A 16,992-nucleotide genomic window follows, 5' to 3' on the forward strand; every position below is an offset into this window, starting at 1 on the left:
GACGGACGGCGTCCTGTGAAACCGATATCAGGCAACACTGCCTGCCTGGAGTCCTGCCACCCTTTCTAGAAACATGGTTCTATAATCCTCCCGTGGCCCGCCCCCGGACGTTCGACCGCGACAGCGTTCTCGCTGCTGCGATGCATGCCTTCCGGCGCAACGGGTTCACCCGAACGCACGTCGCCCACCTCGAGGAGGCGACCGGCCTGACCGTCGGCAGCCTCTACAACGCCTTCGGCGACAAGGCCGGCCTGTTCGGAGCCGCGTTCGAGCACTACGTCGAGACCTTCGCCCGCGGCCGCATGGACGACGCCCTCGGGCCGGCGTCGACGCTCGAGGACCTGGAGGAGTACCTCCTCGCGCTCCTCGCTCCGCCGCTCGACGACGGATACGGGTGCCTGATCACCAACACCGCGATCGAGCTGGGCGAGGACGAGGCCTTCGCGACGAGCGCGGTACGGCCAGCGCTGACCGAACGCGCCTCGCGGATCAGCGACGTCCTCGTGCGCGAGGTCGGCCCGGCCCACGCCGCCGCAGCCGGCCCGGGCCTGGCGCTGATCTGCGAAGGGATGCTGGTGCTCGCTCGCGCACGGCTCCTGACCCCCGATCACGGCGATGCGGTACGAGCCGAGTTCCGGCGACTCCGAGCGCTCCGCGATCAGGCCGCCACCACCTGACCCCGACCCATGAGGACACCGACCGATGCCATCGCCCGTCAACCCGCCGAGCCTCCCCGCGTCGCCCTACTACAGCCACGGAATCGAGGTCCAGGCCCCGACACGCCTGCTGTTCGTCTCCGGCCAGGTCGGGACGCGCCCCGACGGCACCGTCCCCGACACCATCGCCGAGCAGGCCCGGCAGGCGAACCGCAACCTCCGGGCGGTGCTCGAAGCAGCGGGCATGACGACCGCCGACATCGTCAAGGCGACGATCTACCTCACCGACGAGGCGAACATCGGCCCGTTCATGGCCGCCGCCGAGGGCGCCCTCGCGGACCCGCCGCCCGCGACGACGCTGCTCGTCGTCAGGCAGCTCGCGGACCCGCGGCTGCTCGTCGAGATCGAGGCGACCGCCGCGGCCAGCTGACGGCGAGCGTCCCCGGCCCGCCTCCCATTCGTCCTAGCGGCACACGTGAAGACGGCGTAGCGTCCGAGCACGGCGTCACGACGACTTGGAGGACGGCATGGCGGGCGAGGTCTCATTCATCGAGCTGGGCGTCGAGGACACCGAGCGCGGGCGGAGGTTCTACGAGCGGCTGTTCGGCTGGTCGTTCGGGCCCTCCCCCTCGGGCCCCGGCTTCGTGTTCGACACGCCGACCGTGCCGGGCGGGATGCACGGCGGCGATCCGGGCGGAGGGGCGTACGTCTTCTTCCGCGTAGAGGACATCGACGCCGCGATCGCCCGCGTGCAGGAGCTCGGCGGAACGCTGGAGCAGGTCGACGCGGAGGGCAACGACGAGTCGATCGCCCGCTTCGGCCGCTTCCAGCTCTGCCGCGACGACCAGGGCTCGGCGTTCGGCCTCCACCAGCCGCCGCCCGGCCGCTGACGCTGCGGCGCGGCGCTCAGCGCGCCGCGCCGGGGCTGCCGAACGCGTGCCAGCGGTCGACGCCCATGATGACCGTCGTGCAGTCGATTCCGCGCTCGGGATACGGTCTGCCCCAGTAGTGCTGCGAGAGGCGGTCGGCGTCGGCCATCTCGGGGTCGTGGCGGAACGCGACGACCCTGCCCGACAGCGAGACGTGGTCGTAGTAGCTGTCGCCGAGGACGGTCAGCGCCAGCTGCGGGTTGCCGCGCAGGTTGCGCTCGCGCGGGCCGTTCGTGGCCATGTTGAGCAGGACGGTGCCGTCCGGCTCCCACAGGTACCACGTCGCGGAGGTGACGAGCGACCCGTCCCTGCGCGTGGTCGCGACGACCGCGCCGCGCGCGACCGAGACGAACGGGACCAGCTCGGGGATCAACGGGCCTCTGGGCATGGCCGCTACGCTAGCAAGCGCTTACTTATGATTCAACGTCAGCGGCGCAGCCGCTCGACCAGCTCGCGCGTCACCGCGGACGGTGCCGTGCCGATCGTCGCGAGCGCCCGCTCGCAGTCGCGGAAGGTCGCGATCACGCGGTCCTCGTCGCCGAGCGCGCTGGCGATCCGCATCAGCAGCCGCCAGGCGGCCTCGCGCAGCGGGTCGGCGCCCAGCACCTGCTCGGCGAGCGCGCGCCCGTCGCCGTACGCGCCCGCCGCGAACGCCAGCTCGGCGGCCTCGTAGCGCGCGTCGAGCGCGCGCTCGGCGAGCTGCTCGCGGCGCGCGGCGACCCAGCCCGAGGCGGCCCCCGCGAGGTACTCGCCGCGGTCGTACAGCTCCAGCGCGGCCCGTGTCGCGGCAAGCCGCTCCTCCCCCTGCAGCCGAGCGGCCTCCGCCAGCCGCGCCTCGAACGTGGTCGACTCGCTGGAGACGGTCAGCTCGGCGCCCAGCCGCACGCGCCGCTTCTCGACGAGCAGCCCGCCCTCGGGCAGCGCGCGGCGCACCCAGTAGATCGCCTGCCGCAGGTAGGAGCGCGCGGAATCGTCGGCGCGGCCGTCGAACAGCGCGTCGAGCAGCTCGTCGCGGTCCACGCCGTCGCCCCCGCGCACGATCAGGAACGCGACCAGCTCGTAGCTCTTGGCGATCCGCGCCCGCACCGTCGCCCCCGCGATCGCGAGCGCCGGCTCGCCGAACTCGCGCAGCTCGACGACGCTGCCGATCACCGACAGCCCGCCGGCGCCCTGGGCGATCAGCGCGCGGCCCAGCTCATGCCACGCGGAGTCGGCCCCCTGCTCGGCGTCGATCCGGCGCGACACGACCGCCGGGTAGTCGGTCAGCGCCTGCAGCAGCCGGTGATTGGAGCCCAGCCGGTGCGACGCGTCGAGCGCGAGGTCCGCGGCGCGATCGGCCGCCTCCTCGTCTCCGGCCCGCCACTGCGCCTCGGCGAGGTAGCCGGCCGCCGTCGGCAGCTCCAGGATCAGGTCGGCGTCCACCAGCACCTCGACCGCGCGGCTGAGCCGTGCCAGCGCCGCCACGTCGTCGCCCTGCAGCAGCAGCGCCGCGCCGAGCCAGGCGTTGATCGGCCCGATCAGGAACGGCCACGCATGCGGCTCCAGGTCGCGTTCGAGCTGCTCCAGCACCGCCCGCGCCGCCTCTGGGTCGCGCTCCAACCGCAACGCGAGCTTGCCCTCCATCAACCGGTTGACGCACTCCAGGTCCAACGCACCAGTCGCGCGCGCGAGCCTGCGTCCGTGGGCGATCAGCGCGCGCGCCTGCTCCAGCCGGCCCGCGTCCATCAGCACCTCGGGGCCCGGGCAGACCGCCAGCGACACCGTCATCACGCCCGCGTCCTGCGCCGCCTCGTACAGCTCCAGCGCCTCGGCGGTGTGGCCGAGCGCGGCGCGGGCGGCGATCTGCCACGGCCGCGCGACGGCGTAGGCCCAGCGCGACAGCGGCGCCTCGCCGAGCTTGTCGAGGCGCCCGCAGAAGTAGTCGGCGTAGCTGAGCACGCCGTCCGCCTCCTCGCCTCCCGGCTCGGGTCTCGGCTGCGCCGGGCCGCCCTCGTACATCCGCAGCATGTAGCGGACCGTGCTCGCGCCCAGGCCGCCGGAGGCGGCGTCGAGCACCGCGTGCGCGTCGTCGAGGCGGCCCACGCCCGCGTACAGCGAGGCCATCAGCCCGGCCGCGCGGTCCGAGGCGTGCGCGAGCCGCTCGCGCTCGTCCAGCTCGACCAGCTGGTCGGCGACGCGCACGCCCCGGCGGTAGTCGTCGCCGGTCAGCGACAGCGCCAGCTCGGCGATCGTCAGCTGCGTCGCGCCGCTGGGCGCGACGTCGGCCAGCGCCGTCAGCCAGCGCTCCGCGACCGCGCCGTCGAGCCGCTCGATGACGGGGAAGATCGCCTGTTCGGCGCTCGTCAGCGCCTGCTCGTCGGCCCCGGCGCGCAACAGCACCTCCGTCGCCTCCTCGTGGTGGCCCTCCCGCGCGAGCAGCCGTCCGTGCGCGACGCGGACCTCGCGCACCGCGTCCGGTCCGCGGCGCTCCAGGCGCGCCAGCAGGTAGTCGCGGAAGCGCGGGTGGCAGCGCATGCTCGTGCCGCCCTCGCCCCAGACGACCGGCAGATGCGCGGCTCTGAGCGCGAGCACCCGCTCTGCCGCAGCCGGCTGGCCGAGCGCGGTCGCACGCGCGACCGTGACCTCCTCCAGCACCGATGTCGCGACGAGGAAGTCGCGCGCCGCCGGGTCCAACTGCTCCAGCAGCTGGGAGGAGAGGTAGCCGTCGAGCGGGTCGGCCTCACCGCCGAGGCCGGCGACGTGCGCGGCCGAACGCCACGCCTCGAACAGCACGCCGGTGACCCAGCCGCCCGTCGCGGCCACGACCTCGGCGGCGTCCGTCTCACGCTCGCCCAGCAGCTCCAGCGCCTCGGCCGCCTCGGTCACGGTGAACGCCAGATCGCCCTCGCTGATCGTCGCGCTGACGTGCCCGGAGGGGACCGACAGCACGCTCGGCACGTCGCGGCGGCTGATCAGCGCGACGTGCACCGCGGGCGGCGCGTAGCGCAGCAGCGCCTCGATCACGGCCAGCGCCTCCGGCGCGTCGCCGAGCCGCTCGAGGTCGTCGAGCACGATCAGCAGTGGCGCGTCCCCAGCCGCCTCGATCAGCAGGCCGACGGCCTCGGCGTGCGGGATGCCGGCGGCGAGCGCCTCGCTCGCGAGCCCGGCCAGCTCGGGTCGCGTGCGCGCCAGCGCCGCCTCCAGGTAGGTGACGAGGCGCCCGGGCGCAGCGTCGGTGCGATCGACCGAGAGCCACGCCAGCGGCCACGTCAGCCTCCTCGCGGCCGCGGCCACGGCCGTCGTCTTGCCCGCGCCGGCCGTCGCCGAGACGACGACGACACGATGGCGCTCGAACAGCGCCTCCAGCAGCTGCTCCAACCGCGGCCGCTCGACGAGCGGCGCGGGCGGCGGCGGCGGCGCCAGCTTGCGCTGGATGAGCGCGACCCGCGGGTGCTCGCTCCCCACCCTTCTGGGCACGCGGTGTTCCTCCAAATCCTCCAGCTCCTGGTGACGCCGGACACGACACTACCAGCGCAAACCGCCCGTTTGCGACCCGGTTAACGGTCGCCTGAGACGCTGCGCCGGTGCCTCACGCCTCAGCCGACACTCCCGAGCCCGGGCTCACGCCGCGCGAGCACCGCCGCCTGGCCGAGGTGCTGCTGAAGGCGATGCGCGAGCGCCGCGCGATCGAGCCGCTGAGCCGGCGCTACCCGGAGCTGACCCCGGCCGACGGGGAGCGGATCCGCGACGCGCTGGCCGACCGCCGCGTGGCCGGTGGCGAGCGCCGCCTCGGCGCGACGGCCGACGCTTGCGAGGAGCCGCCCGCGCGGTTCGGCTGGATCACGAGCGAGATGCTGCTCGATCGCGACGCCTTCGAGCTGGGCGGCCTGATCCGCCCGCGCGTCGAGGCCAAGCTCGCCTTTCGCCTGCACCGCGCACTGCCGGCGGCGCCGACCGCGCGCGACCTGCTCGCCGCGACCGGGCGCGTGCTGCCGGCGCTGGAGGTCCGCGACTCGCGCTACGGCTGCGCCGTGCCGTCGCCGGCCGACGCGATGGCCGACAACTGCGCCGTGACGCTCGTGCGACTCGGCGCCGGCGGTCCGCCGCCGGCGGAGCACGCGCTGGACGGCCTCGGGCTGACGGTCGAGCATGACGGCGCCCCGGTCGCGGGCGCCGCGCGGCCGTCGCCGGTCGAGTCGGTCCTCTGGCTCGTACGGCGGCTGGTCGCGACCGGAGCTGCGCCGCGCGCGGGAACGCTGCTGGTCTCCGCGCCGTGCGCGAGCGTCCACGCGCCGGTCGCGGGAACGCTGATCCGGGCGTACGAGACAGGGCTGGGGGCGGTCGAGCTGCGCGGGGTCATGACGGAAACGGAGGTTGTGAGATGAGCGCCCTCGTCAATCACGTCCCGCGCTGCGACGCGCGCGACGTCGACCGCGCCGTGCGCGCCGCACATGCGGCCCAGCCCGCGTGGGCGGCGACGCCGGCGGCCGGCCGCGCCGCGTTCCTGCGCCGCATCGGCGAGCTGTTCGCCGAGCGCGGCGAGGAGCTCGCGCAGACCATCACCGACGAGGTCGCCAAGACGATCACCGACGCGCGCGAGGAGGTCTTCGAGCACGCCGCGCCGGCCTACCGGCACGCCGCCGCGGAGCTGCTCGACGCGAGCCCCGCGCCGCTCGGCGCTGCGCCGCTCCCCGGCGACGCTGTGCCGCTGCGCCGGCGCGGCGTGATCGGCATGCTCACCTCCCACAGCTTTCCGGCCGGGATCCCTTCGATCGCGATCGCGCACGCGCTCGCGGCCGGCGAGGCGGTCGTCTGGAAGCCCTCGCGCCATGCGCCCGCGAGCGGCCTGCTCGTCGGCGAGCTGTTCGCGGAGGCCGGGCTGCCCGACGGCGTCGTCAGCGTCCTGCCGGGCGGCGAGGACGTCGGGATCGCGATCGCCGAGCACCGCGCGACCGCGACGCTGGTGCTCGACGGCGCGCCGGCCGCCGGCGAGCCGTGCTGGCCGGCGGGGCTCGGGCGGGAGCTGGAGCGACTGGCGCGCAGCCGGCCGCGGGTCGTGCTGCTCGACGCCGACCTCGACGCCGCGGCCGACTGTGCGGCGCGCGAGTGCTTCCACTCGGCGGGCCAGGCGCGCACGTCGGTCCAGCCGATCTTCGTGCACGAGCGCGTCCACGACGCGTTCGCGGCGAAGCTGCGGGAGCGGGCGGCCGCGCTGCGGATCGGCGCTCCCGGCGACGCGCGCACGCAGCTGGGACCGCTGCGCGACGCGGCGACGCGCGCATGCGTGATCGACGACGTCGACGACGCCTGGACGCGCGGCGCCACCGTCGACCAGTACGGCAGCGACGACGCGCTGTTCTACCCCGCGACGGTGCTGACGGGCGTGACGCCCGACATGCGCGTGGTGCGCTCGCGCACCCCCGGGCCGATCGCCGCGCTCGCGCGACTGGACTCGCTCGACCGGCTGCGCGCGTAGCGCCGTCTAGCCGTGCGCGCCGACGAGCCGCACCGCGAGGTCGGCGTAGCGCGTGCCGAGCACCCTCGGCGACGGTGAGCGCGTGTACCAGCGCGCGACGTCGATGCCCATCGAGAGGATCGCGAGCGCGGTCGTCGCCTGGTCGTCGATCTGGAAGGCCCCTGCTCTGGCGCCGCGCCGCAGCTCGCTTCTGAGCAGCCCCGCGCGACGTCTGCGGAGCGCGTCGACCTCGTCGAAGTGCTCGGGCGTCAGCGCCTTCAGCTCGTACTGGATCACGCGCGCCAGCGTGTGGTTGTGCGCGTGCCACGCGACGAACGCGGAGACGTAGCCGCGCAGCCGCTGGACCGGATCGGTCTCCTCCTCCAGCGCCGCGGTGACCGCATCGAGCGACGACTGGCTGCCGACGAGGCTGATCGCGTACAGCAGGTCGGCCTTCGAGCGGTAGTGGACGTAGACCGCGGCCGGGCTCATGCCGGCCCGCTCGGCGATGTCACGGGTCGTCGCCGCGCTGTAGCCCTCCGCGGCGAACGCGTCGACCGCGGCCAGCAGCATCCGGCGCGCGGCGGCGGGCTTGACGTCCGCCCACAGGTCGGCGGATCTGGTGGAAGTGGCTGATGTCGTGGACGCCATGGCGGGATGCACGCGCCCGGCGAGGCGGTCGCGGCGCCGCCCAGTAAAGCCACGCCGTCGGACGGCGTCAAGTCACAAGCTATGCAAGCGCTCGCCTGCCAGTCAGCCGTGAACGTTCCAGGGGACGGCCGCGACGCCGTCGGAGAGGATCGTGAGACCGTCGCGCAGCAGGCCCGCGCGCGTGTGCTGGAGCTGCTCGTAGAGCGGGTCGATCCGACGGCCGCTGCGGTGCAGATGCAGGTTGTAGCCGATGATCGCGGAGTACTTCAGGCAGGCGGCGGCGATGAACCAGCCCGCCTCGCGCTCATCGGCGCCGTACAGCTCCAGCAGCTCCGGGACCGCGACCTGACGCGGGCCGGTCGGGTTGGGATCGGACGGGTAGCGCCAGCGCAGGCCGGCGACCGCGAGGCAGCCGAGGTCGGCGAGCGGCTCGCCGAGACCGGCGATCTCCCAGTCCAGCAACGCGACGACCTCGCCGTCTCCGAACAGCAGGTTGGCGTAGTGCAGATCGCCGTGGACGAGCGCCGGCACGGCCGCCGGGCGCGGCAGCGCCGCCTCCAGCGCAGCCCCCAGGGCGGCCGCCTCGTCGCCCCCGACGCCGCGCGCGGCCAGCCCGCGCCAGCGCGCGACCTCGTCGGCCGGGGTCGCGACCGGCTCGCCGGCGATCCCCGTCTCCGACGGCGCCAGCGTGCGCAGCCGCCCCAGCACGCGGACAGCCGCCGCGGCGACGCGCCGGGGCGAGGTCTGCGCGACCGCCGCGGTCCACGGCTCGCCGTCGACCAGCTCCATCAGCGCGAACGCCCGCCCGTCGACGCACGGCGCGCTGTCGGCCGCGAGGATCCTCGGCACGGGCAGCCCGGCCGCGCCGACCGCGGCCATGATCCGGGCCTGGCGCCCGACGTCGGCCGGGCCGCCGATCCGGACGCCGGGCGGCGACAGCCGCAGCACGCAACGCTCCGATCCGCCGCCGCGCCGCACGACGACCGTGTACGTGAAGCCCGAGTGACCGTCGCCGAAGGGCTCGAGCCCGTCGATCGCGACGGGTGCGGAAAGCCGCTCGGCGAGCAGGTCCGTGAGGTCGGCGACGATCCGCGCCGCCGCGCCCTCCTCCAGCGTCTGACCCTGACTGGTCTGCCCGGCGCTCATCGCAGCGCTCACAGGACCTCGAACAGACCGGCGGCGCCCATGCCGCCGCCGACGCACATCGTCACGACGACCCAGCGCACCCCGCGCCGCCGGCCCTCGACCAGCGCGTGGCCGACGAGCCGCGTGCCGCTCATCCCGTAGGGATGGCCGAGCGCGATCGCGCCGCCGTCGACGTTGAGCCGCTCGGACGGGATGCCGAGCCGGTCGCGGCAGTAGACGGCCTGCACGGCGAACGCCTCGTTCAGCTCCCAGAGGCCGACGTCGTCGACCGTCAGTCCGTTGCGCTCCAGCAGCCGCGGCACCGCGACGACGGGGCCGATCCCCATCTCGTCGGGCTCGCAGCCGGCGACGACGAAGTCGCGGAAGGCGCCAAGCGGCGTGATCCCGCGCTCGCGCGCAAGCTCGGCGTCCATCACGACGCAGGCCGCGGAGCCGTCCGACAGCTGGCTCGCGTTGCCGGCTGTGACCGTGCCCTCGGCCGCGATCGGCGCGAGCCCGGCGAGGCCCTCCAGGGTCGTGCCGGGCCGATTGCACTCGTCGCGGTCGAGCCGCACGGCGACATCGCGCTGCTCCCCGGTCGCCTTCTCGACGTGGCGCGCGACCGTCTCGATCGGGACGATCTCGGCGTCGAAGCGCCCCGCCGCCTGCGCCGCGGCCGTGCGCTGCTGGCTGAGCAGCGCGAACTCGTCCTGCGACTCGCGGGAGACGCGGTAGCGGCCGGCGACGACGTCGGCCGTCTCCAGCATCGTGAGGAAGATGCTCGGCTTGTGCTCGACCAGCCACGGGTCGTCGGCCATGTGGCGGTTGAAGTGGTCGTTCTGCACGAGGCTGATCGACTCCAGCCCGCCCGCGACGATCGTCTGCGACGTGCCGGCTGCGATCTCGCGCGCGGCCAGCGCGATCGTCTGCAAGCCGGTGCTGCAGAAGCGGTTGACGGTCATGCCGGGCGTCGTCACCGGCAGGCCGGCGCGCAGCGCGACCTGCCGGGCGATGTTCCAGCCCGTCGTGCCCTCGCCGAGCGAGCCGCCGACGATCACGTCCTGCACCTCGGCGGGGTCGACGCCCGCGCGCTCCACCGCGGCCGCCACCGCATGGGCGCCGAGCGTCGCGCCGTGGGTCAGGTTGAGCGAGCCGCGGTAGGCCTTGCCGATCGGCGTCCGCGCGTAGGAGGCGATCACGACCTCGTTCACCGCGCCCCCTCCCCGGCCGTCGCGACCGCCTCGACCGACGCCGTGCCGAGCACGAAGCCGCCGTCGACGACCAGCGTCTCGCCCGTGATCCAGGCGGCCGCGTCGCTGGCCAGGAACGTCACGGCGCGCGCCACGTCGTCCGGCTCGCCGACGCGTCCGAGCGGGAACCGCGCCACGATCTCGTCCTCCTGCTCCTTCCAGAGCGCTTCCGCCAGCCGCGTGCGGACGACGCCGGGCGCGACCGCGTTGACGCGCACGCGCGGGGCCAGCTCGACCGCCGCGTGACGCGTGATGTGCATGAGCGCCGCCTTCGACGCGTGGTAGACGCCGAAGTCGGGCGCGGTGACGATCCCGCCGAGCGACGCGTTGTTGACGACCGCGCCGCCGTGCTCGCGCATCCAGGCGCGCCACGCGAGGCCCGTCCACAGCACGGGCGCCCACACGTTGACGTCGATCGTCTTCGCGAAGCGCCCGTGGTCCATCTCCGCCAGCGGCCCGAGCGCCGGGTTGGTGCCGGCGTTGTTGACGAGCACGTCGAGGCTGCCGAAGCGCTCGATCGCGAAAGCGACGCAGGCCGTCGCGGCCGCCTCGTCGGTCGCGTGCGCGCCGAAGCCGGCGGCGCGCTCGCCGATCGTGGCGGCCGCCGCCTCGGCGTCCTGCGCCTTGCGAGCCGTCAGCACGACGTGCGCGCCGGAGTCGGCGAGCTGGCGAGCGACCGCGAGGCCGATCCCGCGCGACGCGCCGGTGACGATCGCGGTCTTGCCTGAGAGGTCGAGGTTCACGGCTCCGTCAGCTCGACATCCGCTTCATGTACCACTGGTTGAAGTGGTACACGGCGCGCTCGCCCTCGGCGTACGGGCCGGGGATGAACGAGTCGCTGTGCATGTTCTCCCACATCGTCTCGCAGGGGTACTGGTCCTCGGTCTGGACCGTCGTCGACCACAGCTCCTGCGCGGCCTTGTACTCGGCGAAGTTCGGCATCTGGAGCGTCTCGGGCCGCGCCACGTTGCACCACACGAACGTGACCTCCCCCGGCCCCTTGCCCGGCAGGACGATGTAGCCCGTCAGGTTCTCCGGCGCGAGCGAGAAGAGGAAGTTGGGCCAGACGACGTAGAAGCGCGCCTCCTCGTCGACCCAGCTCGGGACGCCGTCGAGCGGCACCGAGCCGCCCGTCTCGTCGCGCATGGTCATACCCGCCGCATACGGCATGCGGAAGTCCGTGAACGTCTCGAAGTCGTCGTCGGAGGTCGAGGTGAAGGTCAGCTCGCCGGGCGCTATCGGCTGCGCGCTGTCGAGGTGCGTGCCGATCACGTGGTAGCCCTCGATCGTGTTCTCGTACGTCAGCTTCCAGTTCCAGTTGCCCGGGTACGGCAGCTCGTAGACGACCTCGAGGTCGACGTCCAGCCAGGGCGCGAGCACGTCGTCGAGTCTCGACACCTTGCTGGCCAGCGGCTCGGCCTGCCCGTCGATGTTGATGAAGACGAAGCCCAGCCACGTGTCGATGCGGAGGTCGACGAGACCGATGCCCTCTCTGACGACGTGGGCCATCGTCGGCGCGCCGATCAGCGAGCCTCTGAGGTCGTATGTCCACGTGTGGTACGGGCAGCGGAACTTGGAGCAGTTGCCCTCGCCGACGGCGACCTTCGCACCCCGGTGACGGCAGATGTTGTGAAAGCCGCGCAGCTCGCCGTCGGTGCCGCGCACGATCAGGAACGACTGCCCCAGCAGCTCGACGACACGGTAGTCGCCGGGGTTTCTGACCGTCGACTCGTGCAGCACCGCCATCCACTCGCGGTTGAAGATCTTGTCCTTCTCCGCCTCGAAGATCTCCGGGTCGGTGTAGACCCGCGGCGGCATCCCCCGGGCCTCGCTGACCGGCTTGCCGAGGTTCTCGAGCTCCTCCGGACGCAGGACGCTGCTCGGGATCTCAGTCGCTGACACGTGACACCTCCATCGCGTTGTGATGCCAGAAGTCCATCGCTGTTCGGTTCATCAATTCACTCCCCAGGCGTCGTAGTACGCTCTGCGGAAGTCGAGCGGCGGCGCGTAGCGCTCGCCGGGCTCGGGCAGGTTGTGCTCTCTGTCGATGATCTGCGTGCCGTTGCCGGTCGGGAAGCCGTCGCCCTCTCTCTCGCCGCCGAGCAGGCGGTTCATCGCGTCGAGCATCCCGTGCAGCTCCCAGTCGGGTGCCAGCCCGACGCCGGCGTCGACGCCCTTGCCGCCGTCGCGGACGGCGTCCATCACCTCGGCGTCGCCCTCGGATCCGACGCTGTAGATCTGGCCGGTGCGCCCGGACGCGCGGACGGCGGCGGCCGTGATCTTGGTGACCGAGTCGTACGGCGAGATGATCGCGTTGGCCTCCGGGTGGCGCGTCAGCGACTGCTCGATCTTCTGCTGCAGCGGCGCGCCGATCTCGGCGCCGGTGAACTCGACGGTGTCGACGACCTCGCAGTCCGGGCAGTACCTTCTGAGCCCGGCGCGCACGCCCTTGTCCTGCTCGACGGTGACGAGCAGGTCCGACTCGTAGACGTCGATCAGCTTCGCCTTGCCGCCGGTGCCGTTGATGACCGCGAGCGCCTGCGCGGTGCCCCACTCATCGCGTATGAAGTCGGGGAACGGCATCGGCTTGGACGCGTCGCCGGAGCCGGCGTAGCGGACGGTCGCGTCGAACAGCGCCGGCTCGCTCGCTCTCACGTCGCTGCAGTCGAAGCCCTGAGCCGCGACGATCTTGACGCCGGCCGCTCTCGCCTCCTGCAGCGCCGCCTTCACGTTCGGGCAGTCGACGATGTAGAGGATCACCCCGTCGGCTCTGTCGGCGATCGCCTGACGGATGCCGCTGACGATCGTGTCGGGGCTGTATCTGCCGTCGAACTGCGTGACGTCCCAGCCGAGCTTGCCGGCCGCGTCGAACAGCGATCCGGGTCTGCGGTAGTCGTACGTCTCGGATGAGACGGGGATGAACCAGATCTTCTTGTCTCTCTGCGCTCTGGGCCCGCCACCGGGCGGCAGCGCGAAGGAGCCTCTCAGCGCTCTGTCGATCGCCGCCTGCGCGTCGGCCCCGGCGGCCGTCGCGGGGGCGCCGCCGCCCGTCGTCCCGGTGCTCGCGTCGTCGCCGCCGCCGCTGCTGCTGCCGCAGGCCGCGAGGCCGAGCGCCAGCACGCAGGCGACCGCCAGTGTCACCGTCCTCGACATACGCATCCACCTCTCTCTCGTCGGCGGCAATCGGCCGCCGTCACGGCGCTTGCAGGAGTGAAACTAAGCAAGCGCATACTTAGATCTGAATGTACTCCACCCCGCACGGGCGGTCAAGCGCGCGCGGCCTGCTCGCGCAGCTGGCGGCGCAGGATCTTGCCCGAGGGCGACTTGGGGATCTGCTCGATCAGCTCGACCAGCCGCACGCGCTTCTGCGGCGCGACGCGCTCGGCGACCCAGGCGATCAGCTCGCCGGGATCCAGCGCGGAACCGGCGGGCACGACGAACGCCTTCGGCAGCTCGCCCGCGTCGTCGTCGGGAACGCCGATCACGGCGACGTCGGCGACGCCCGGATGCGCGACGATCAGCGCCTCCAGCTCCGCCGGGGCGACCTGGTAGCCCTTGTACTTGATCAGCTCCTTGATGCGGTCGACGATCCAGAAGCGGCTCTCGGCGTCCGCGACCGCGACGTCGCCCGTGTGCAGCCAGCCGCCGGCGTCGACGGTCGCGGCGCTCGCGGCCTCGTCGCCGAGGTAGCCGCGCATCACCTGGGGGCCGCTGATCCACAGCTCGCCGCGCTCGCCGTCGGCGACGTCGGCGCCGCTGACCGGGTCGACGATCCGGCAGCGCGTGTTGGGCAGCGGCTGTCCGATCGAGCCGGGCGGCGCCTCGCGGCCGGGCCGGTTGACGTGCGTCGCCGAGCTGGTCTCGGTCAGCCCGTAGCCTTCGAGCACCGGCACGCCGACGCGCGCGGTCACCTCCGCGACGACCTCCGGCGACAGGGGCGCGCCGCCGCACTGCAGCACGCGCAGCGAGGTGAGGTCGCGGCCTCCGACGACGGGGTCGCGCGCGAGCGCCAGCAGGATCGGCGGCACGACATGGGCGACCGTCACGCGGTGGCGCTCGACCAGCTCGGCGAAGCGGCCGAGGTCGAAGCGCGGCATCGTCACGACCGTCGCCCCCGCGCGCAGGCCGAGGTTGAGCACCATCATCAGCCCGAAGATGTGGAAGAACGGCAGCCCGCCGACGAGCACGTCGCCACGGGCGATCGGGAAGCACGCCTGCATCTGCGCGAGGTCGGCGACGAGGTTGCGGTGGGTCAGCATCACGCCCTTGGAGCGCCCCGTCGTGCCGCTGGAGTACGGCAGGGCGGCCAGCGCGCTCGCCGGATCGCGGGCGATCGCGGGCGCGTCGGCCGGGTCGCCGGCCAGCGCGGCGAACGGCAGCGCGCCGGCGCCCGGGTCGTCGTCGCCGACGACGAACAGCTGCTCGACGCCGGCGGCGGCCGCCGCCGCCCGTGCTGTGCTGAGGTGCTCGGGCGCCGTCACGAGCAGCCGCGCCCGCGCGTGCTCGAGCTGGTGCGTCAGCTCGCGCACGGTGGAGAGCGGGTTGGCCGTCGTGCAGGTGCCGCCGGCCGCAAGCGCGCCGTGGAACGCGATCGCGTACTCCGGCGCGTTCGGCAGGTGCAGCGCGAGCACGTCGCCGGGGCCGAAGCCGCGCGCGGCCAGCCCGGCCGCCGTCGCGCGGACCTGCCGGGCGAGCGCACCGTAGGTGAGCACTCGTCCGGTCGGTCCGTCGATCAGCGCCGGCGCCGCGCCGAGCTCGTCCGCGCGACCGAGGACGTACGTCGTCAGGTCCTGCGCGGGCAGCTCGACGTCGGGCTCGGGAGCGCGGTGGATCATCTCGTCCTCGCCGCCGTGCTCGCTCTGGCGTTCAGCCGCCGACGCCGGCGGCGGCCGAGACCGGGGCCCACGACTTGATCTCGGGCAGCACCTTGTCGGCGAACAGCTTGAGGCTGTCCCAGACGACGTCATAGGGCATGTCGGCGTAGCTGGGCATCAGCGCCAGCTGCAGTCCGCCGAACTTCTCGTACTTCGCCCGCAGCTGGTCGAGGATCTGCGCCGGGTCCCCGTAGAGGTTGTTGTCGACGTAGGCGTCGGCCGACGCGTTGTCCTTGTCGTTGCGCAGCGTCTCGGCCAGCTGCGCGTACGTGTCGTAGGCGCCTCTGGTGTCCTCGAAGTGCGTGCTCAGCAGCTCGTAGTGGTTCATCACGAGGAACCAGTAGTCGGCCTGGTACTTGCGCGCGTACTCCTCGGCCTTCTTCGCGTCCGGGTGGCAGACGACGAGGTCGGCCGTCATCAGCGGCAGCGGGTCGTTGCCGTGCTCGCCGACGTAGGCGCTGCGATAGCCGTCCCAGACCGCGTAGGCGTCGTCGGTCGGCGCGGTGCCGAACTGCATCACCCCGAGGTCGAGTCTTGCCGCGGTCACGAGCGAGCCGGGCGAGCCGCCGACCATGTAGGAGCGGCCCTTGAAGCTCTCCAGCGGACGCGGGCGCAGCTCCGTGCGAGGCTGCGGATAGAACGGGCCGTCACCCTCGATGAAACCCGTCTCGAGCGCCTCGACGATCATCGCCGCGGACTCGTCATAGCGGGCGCGCGACTCCGACATGTCGACGCGGAAGCTGTCGAACTCCCGGCGCGCGAGACCGCGGCCCATGCCGATCGCCGCACGCCCGCCGCTGAGGTGGTCGAGCAGGATCGCCTTCTCGGCGACGCGGACCGGATCGTTCCAGGGCAGGATGAACGCCGACGGCATCAGCTCGATCGTCGAGGTCTTCGCCGCCACGTAGCTGAGGAACTGCGCGTTGTCGGGGCACATCGCGTAGTTGGTGAAGTGGTGCTCGACCGCCATGATGCGGTCGAAGCCCATCGCCTCGGCCTCGAGCGCGAGTCTCAGCTCCTGCTGGTACATCTCGGCGTCGGACTCGTGCGCCCGTCCCTGGAACTGCAGCAACATCCCGACGTTCATCGTTCACGCTCCTCGATAGCTGAGACCTTCACGGGCACTCGCTGGTCGAAGAACTCGCCCAGCGCGGCGACGGCCTCGGCCGCCTCCGGCAGGTGAGCCGCCAGCTGGTAGTTGTGGATCAGGCCGTGGCCGGTGCGGACCTCGACCGGCACCTCGACCTTGCGCGCGAGCTCGGCGACGCGCAGCCCGTCGCGGTAGCCGATGTCGCGCGTGCCGGCGAGGACGAGCAGCGGCGGCAGGCCGCGCAGATCGCCGTGCAGCACGTTGACGACAGGGTCGACCGGCGAGTGGCCCTGCAGGTAGAGGCCGGCGAAGTAGCGCAGCCCCTCGACCGTGCTGACCGGGTCGCCGACGTCCTCGGCGGCGGCGATCGTGTCGCCGAGCGCGAGGTCGATCCAGGGGCACATCGCGACCATGCCGGCCGGCAGCGCGATCGCCAGATCGCGGATGCGGGCGACGACCGACAGCATGAAGCCCGCGCCGCCGGAGTCGGCGGCGAACAGCACGCGGTCGCCGGCGCGGCCCTGCTGCTGCAGCCAGCCGTAGGCGGCGATCGCGTCGTCCTGCGGAGCCGGGTACGGCGCCTCGGGCGCCAGCCGATAGTCGACGACGGCGACGCGCGCGCCGGTCTCCGCCGACAGGCGCGCGGCGAAGGCGCGGTAGCCGGCGGCGGAGCCCATCGCGATGCCGCCGCCGTGCAGGTAGAAGACGATCCGGTCGTCGGTCGCGCCCGGCATGCCGACCAGCTCGACGGGCACGCCACCGGCGTCGACGTGCTCGACCTCGACCTCGCCGGGCACGGGCTGCGCCGACAGGAACCCGTCGAAGCCGGCTCGCAGGTCGGCGAGCGACGCGTCCGCGGGCGTCGGGTTGTCCAGGATCAGCTGGACGAGCTGCTCATGGGCCTCGCTCGGCATCCACGCTCCTCTCCTCGGGCGGGCAGAGCACCCGCGTCACGACGGACGATAGCAAAGCAAGCGCTTACA

The 16,992-nt window shown here is 73.3% G+C and carries 16 protein-coding genes; 5 read left to right on the plus strand and 11 right to left on the minus strand.

From position 1 onward, the window contains the following. The first annotated feature begins 92 nt into the window (after positions 1 to 92). The 3 genes from CWOE_RS31120 (at position 93) to CWOE_RS20025 (ending at position 1,546) form a co-directional block, all read left to right on the plus strand. Positions 93 to 677 carry a TetR/AcrR family transcriptional regulator gene (locus tag CWOE_RS31120; RefSeq protein WP_012935460.1) on the plus strand — a complete coding sequence of 195 codons (585 nt, stop codon included), beginning with the start codon at positions 93 to 95 and terminating at the stop codon, positions 675 to 677. A 25-nt stretch (positions 678 to 702) separates the two neighbouring features. Continuing rightward, positions 703 to 1,086, plus strand: coding sequence for a RidA family protein (locus CWOE_RS20020; protein WP_012935461.1), 384 nt, complete (start codon positions 703 to 705; stop codon positions 1,084 to 1,086). A gap of 97 nt (positions 1,087 to 1,183) precedes the next feature. Continuing rightward, positions 1,184 to 1,546, plus strand: coding sequence for a VOC family protein (locus tag CWOE_RS20025; protein WP_012935462.1), 363 nt, complete (start codon positions 1,184 to 1,186; stop codon positions 1,544 to 1,546). A gap of 16 nt (positions 1,547 to 1,562) precedes the next feature. Here the strand turns inward: CWOE_RS20025 and CWOE_RS20030 are convergent, their stop codons facing one another. Together CWOE_RS20030 and CWOE_RS20035 are read right to left on the minus strand one after the other, a co-directional pair. Continuing rightward, positions 1,563 to 1,973, minus strand: coding sequence for a pyridoxamine 5'-phosphate oxidase family protein (locus CWOE_RS20030; protein WP_012935463.1), 411 nt, complete (start codon positions 1,971 to 1,973; stop codon positions 1,563 to 1,565). A gap of 38 nt (positions 1,974 to 2,011) precedes the next feature. Further along, positions 2,012 to 5,041 carry a BTAD domain-containing putative transcriptional regulator gene (locus CWOE_RS20035; RefSeq protein WP_012935464.1) on the minus strand — a complete coding sequence of 1,010 codons (3,030 nt, stop codon included), beginning with the start codon at positions 5,039 to 5,041 and terminating at the stop codon, positions 2,012 to 2,014. Positions 5,042 to 5,148: 107 nt separating this feature from the next. On the opposite strand from CWOE_RS20035, the gene CWOE_RS31125 reads away from it, so the two are divergent. Both CWOE_RS31125 and CWOE_RS20045 read left to right on the plus strand, forming a co-directional pair. Then, a complete protein-coding gene (locus CWOE_RS31125) occupies positions 5,149 to 5,949 on the plus strand; it encodes a 2-keto-4-pentenoate hydratase (RefSeq protein ID WP_012935465.1) in 801 nt (266 codons plus the stop codon). Further along, positions 5,946 to 7,040 (plus strand): aldehyde dehydrogenase family protein, encoded by a 1,095-nt coding sequence (locus tag CWOE_RS20045; RefSeq protein WP_012935466.1) that lies wholly within the window; start codon positions 5,946 to 5,948, stop codon positions 7,038 to 7,040. The genes CWOE_RS31125 and CWOE_RS20045 overlap by 4 nt, the downstream gene beginning before the upstream one ends. 6 nt (positions 7,041 to 7,046) lie before the next feature. On the opposite strand, the gene CWOE_RS20050 is transcribed toward CWOE_RS20045, so the two are convergent. The 9 genes from CWOE_RS20050 to CWOE_RS20090 all read right to left on the minus strand — a co-directional run bounded on the left by CWOE_RS20050 (position 7,047) and on the right by CWOE_RS20090 (position 16,923). Beyond that, on the minus strand, positions 7,047 to 7,670 hold the full coding sequence (locus tag CWOE_RS20050; RefSeq protein WP_012935467.1) for a TetR/AcrR family transcriptional regulator: 624 nt from the start codon (positions 7,668 to 7,670) through the stop codon (positions 7,047 to 7,049). A 102-nt stretch (positions 7,671 to 7,772) separates the two neighbouring features. Then, positions 7,773 to 8,816 (minus strand): phosphotransferase family protein, encoded by a 1,044-nt coding sequence (locus CWOE_RS20055; protein WP_012935468.1) that lies wholly within the window; start codon positions 8,814 to 8,816, stop codon positions 7,773 to 7,775. Positions 8,817 to 8,824: 8 nt separating this feature from the next. Then, entirely contained in the window at positions 8,825 to 10,006 is a 1,182-nt protein-coding gene (locus tag CWOE_RS20060; protein ID WP_012935469.1) for an acetyl-CoA C-acyltransferase, read from the minus strand. Then, positions 10,003 to 10,788: an SDR family oxidoreductase gene (locus CWOE_RS20065; protein WP_012935470.1), complete on the minus strand. Its 786-nt coding sequence runs from the start codon at positions 10,786 to 10,788 to the stop codon at positions 10,003 to 10,005. The genes CWOE_RS20060 and CWOE_RS20065 overlap by 4 nt, the downstream gene beginning before the upstream one ends. Positions 10,789 to 10,795: 7 nt before the next feature. Further along, complete coding sequence (locus tag CWOE_RS31130) at positions 10,796 to 11,947, minus strand: aromatic ring-hydroxylating oxygenase subunit alpha (protein WP_012935471.1); 1,152 nt, start codon at positions 11,945 to 11,947, stop codon at positions 10,796 to 10,798. Between the two features lie 51 nt (positions 11,948 to 11,998). Continuing rightward, a complete protein-coding gene (locus CWOE_RS20075) occupies positions 11,999 to 13,198 on the minus strand; it encodes a sugar ABC transporter substrate-binding protein (RefSeq protein WP_012935472.1) in 1,200 nt (399 codons plus the stop codon). A gap of 113 nt (positions 13,199 to 13,311) precedes the next feature. Further along, on the minus strand, positions 13,312 to 14,880 hold the full coding sequence (locus CWOE_RS20080) for an AMP-binding protein (RefSeq protein WP_012935473.1): 1,569 nt from the start codon (positions 14,878 to 14,880) through the stop codon (positions 13,312 to 13,314). A gap of 31 nt (positions 14,881 to 14,911) precedes the next feature. Continuing rightward, positions 14,912 to 16,006: an LLM class flavin-dependent oxidoreductase gene (locus CWOE_RS20085; RefSeq protein WP_012935474.1), complete on the minus strand. Its 1,095-nt coding sequence runs from the start codon at positions 16,004 to 16,006 to the stop codon at positions 14,912 to 14,914. Continuing rightward, a complete protein-coding gene (locus tag CWOE_RS20090; protein WP_012935475.1) occupies positions 16,003 to 16,923 on the minus strand; it encodes an alpha/beta hydrolase in 921 nt (306 codons plus the stop codon). Before CWOE_RS20090 ends, CWOE_RS20085 begins: the two co-directional genes overlap by 4 nt. Positions 16,924 to 16,992: the final 69 nt, after the last annotated feature.

It is taken from the genome of Conexibacter woesei DSM 14684 (genome assembly GCF_000025265.1).
Classification (GTDB): Bacteria; Actinomycetota; Thermoleophilia; order Solirubrobacterales; family Solirubrobacteraceae; genus Conexibacter; species Conexibacter woesei.

What these genes read in the sequence shown, in the direction of transcription:
- CWOE_RS20020 (WP_012935461.1), top strand. Translation starts at nt 703, where the DNA reads ATGCCATCGCCCGTCAACCCGCCGAGCCTCCCCGCGTCGCCCTACTAC.
- CWOE_RS20025 (WP_012935462.1), top strand. Translation starts at nt 1,184, where the DNA reads ATGGCGGGCGAGGTCTCATTCATCGAGCTGGGCGTCGAGGACACCGAG.
- CWOE_RS20030 (WP_012935463.1), bottom strand. Translation starts at nt 1,973, where the DNA reads ATGCCCAGAGGCCCGTTGATCCCCGAGCTGGTCCCGTTCGTCTCGGTC.
- CWOE_RS20045 (WP_012935466.1), top strand. Translation starts at nt 5,946, where the DNA reads ATGAGCGCCCTCGTCAATCACGTCCCGCGCTGCGACGCGCGCGACGTC.
- CWOE_RS20050 (WP_012935467.1), bottom strand. Translation starts at nt 7,670, where the DNA reads ATGGCGTCCACGACATCAGCCACTTCCACCAGATCCGCCGACCTGTGG.
- CWOE_RS20055 (WP_012935468.1), bottom strand. Translation starts at nt 8,816, where the DNA reads ATGAGCGCCGGGCAGACCAGTCAGGGTCAGACGCTGGAGGAGGGCGCG.
- CWOE_RS20075 (WP_012935472.1), bottom strand. Translation starts at nt 13,198, where the DNA reads ATGTCGAGGACGGTGACACTGGCGGTCGCCTGCGTGCTGGCGCTCGGC.
- CWOE_RS20080 (WP_012935473.1), bottom strand. Translation starts at nt 14,880, where the DNA reads ATGATCCACCGCGCTCCCGAGCCCGACGTCGAGCTGCCCGCGCAGGAC.
- CWOE_RS20085 (WP_012935474.1), bottom strand. Translation starts at nt 16,006, where the DNA reads ATGAACGTCGGGATGTTGCTGCAGTTCCAGGGACGGGCGCACGAGTCC.
- CWOE_RS20090 (WP_012935475.1), bottom strand. Translation starts at nt 16,923, where the DNA reads ATGCCGAGCGAGGCCCATGAGCAGCTCGTCCAGCTGATCCTGGACAAC.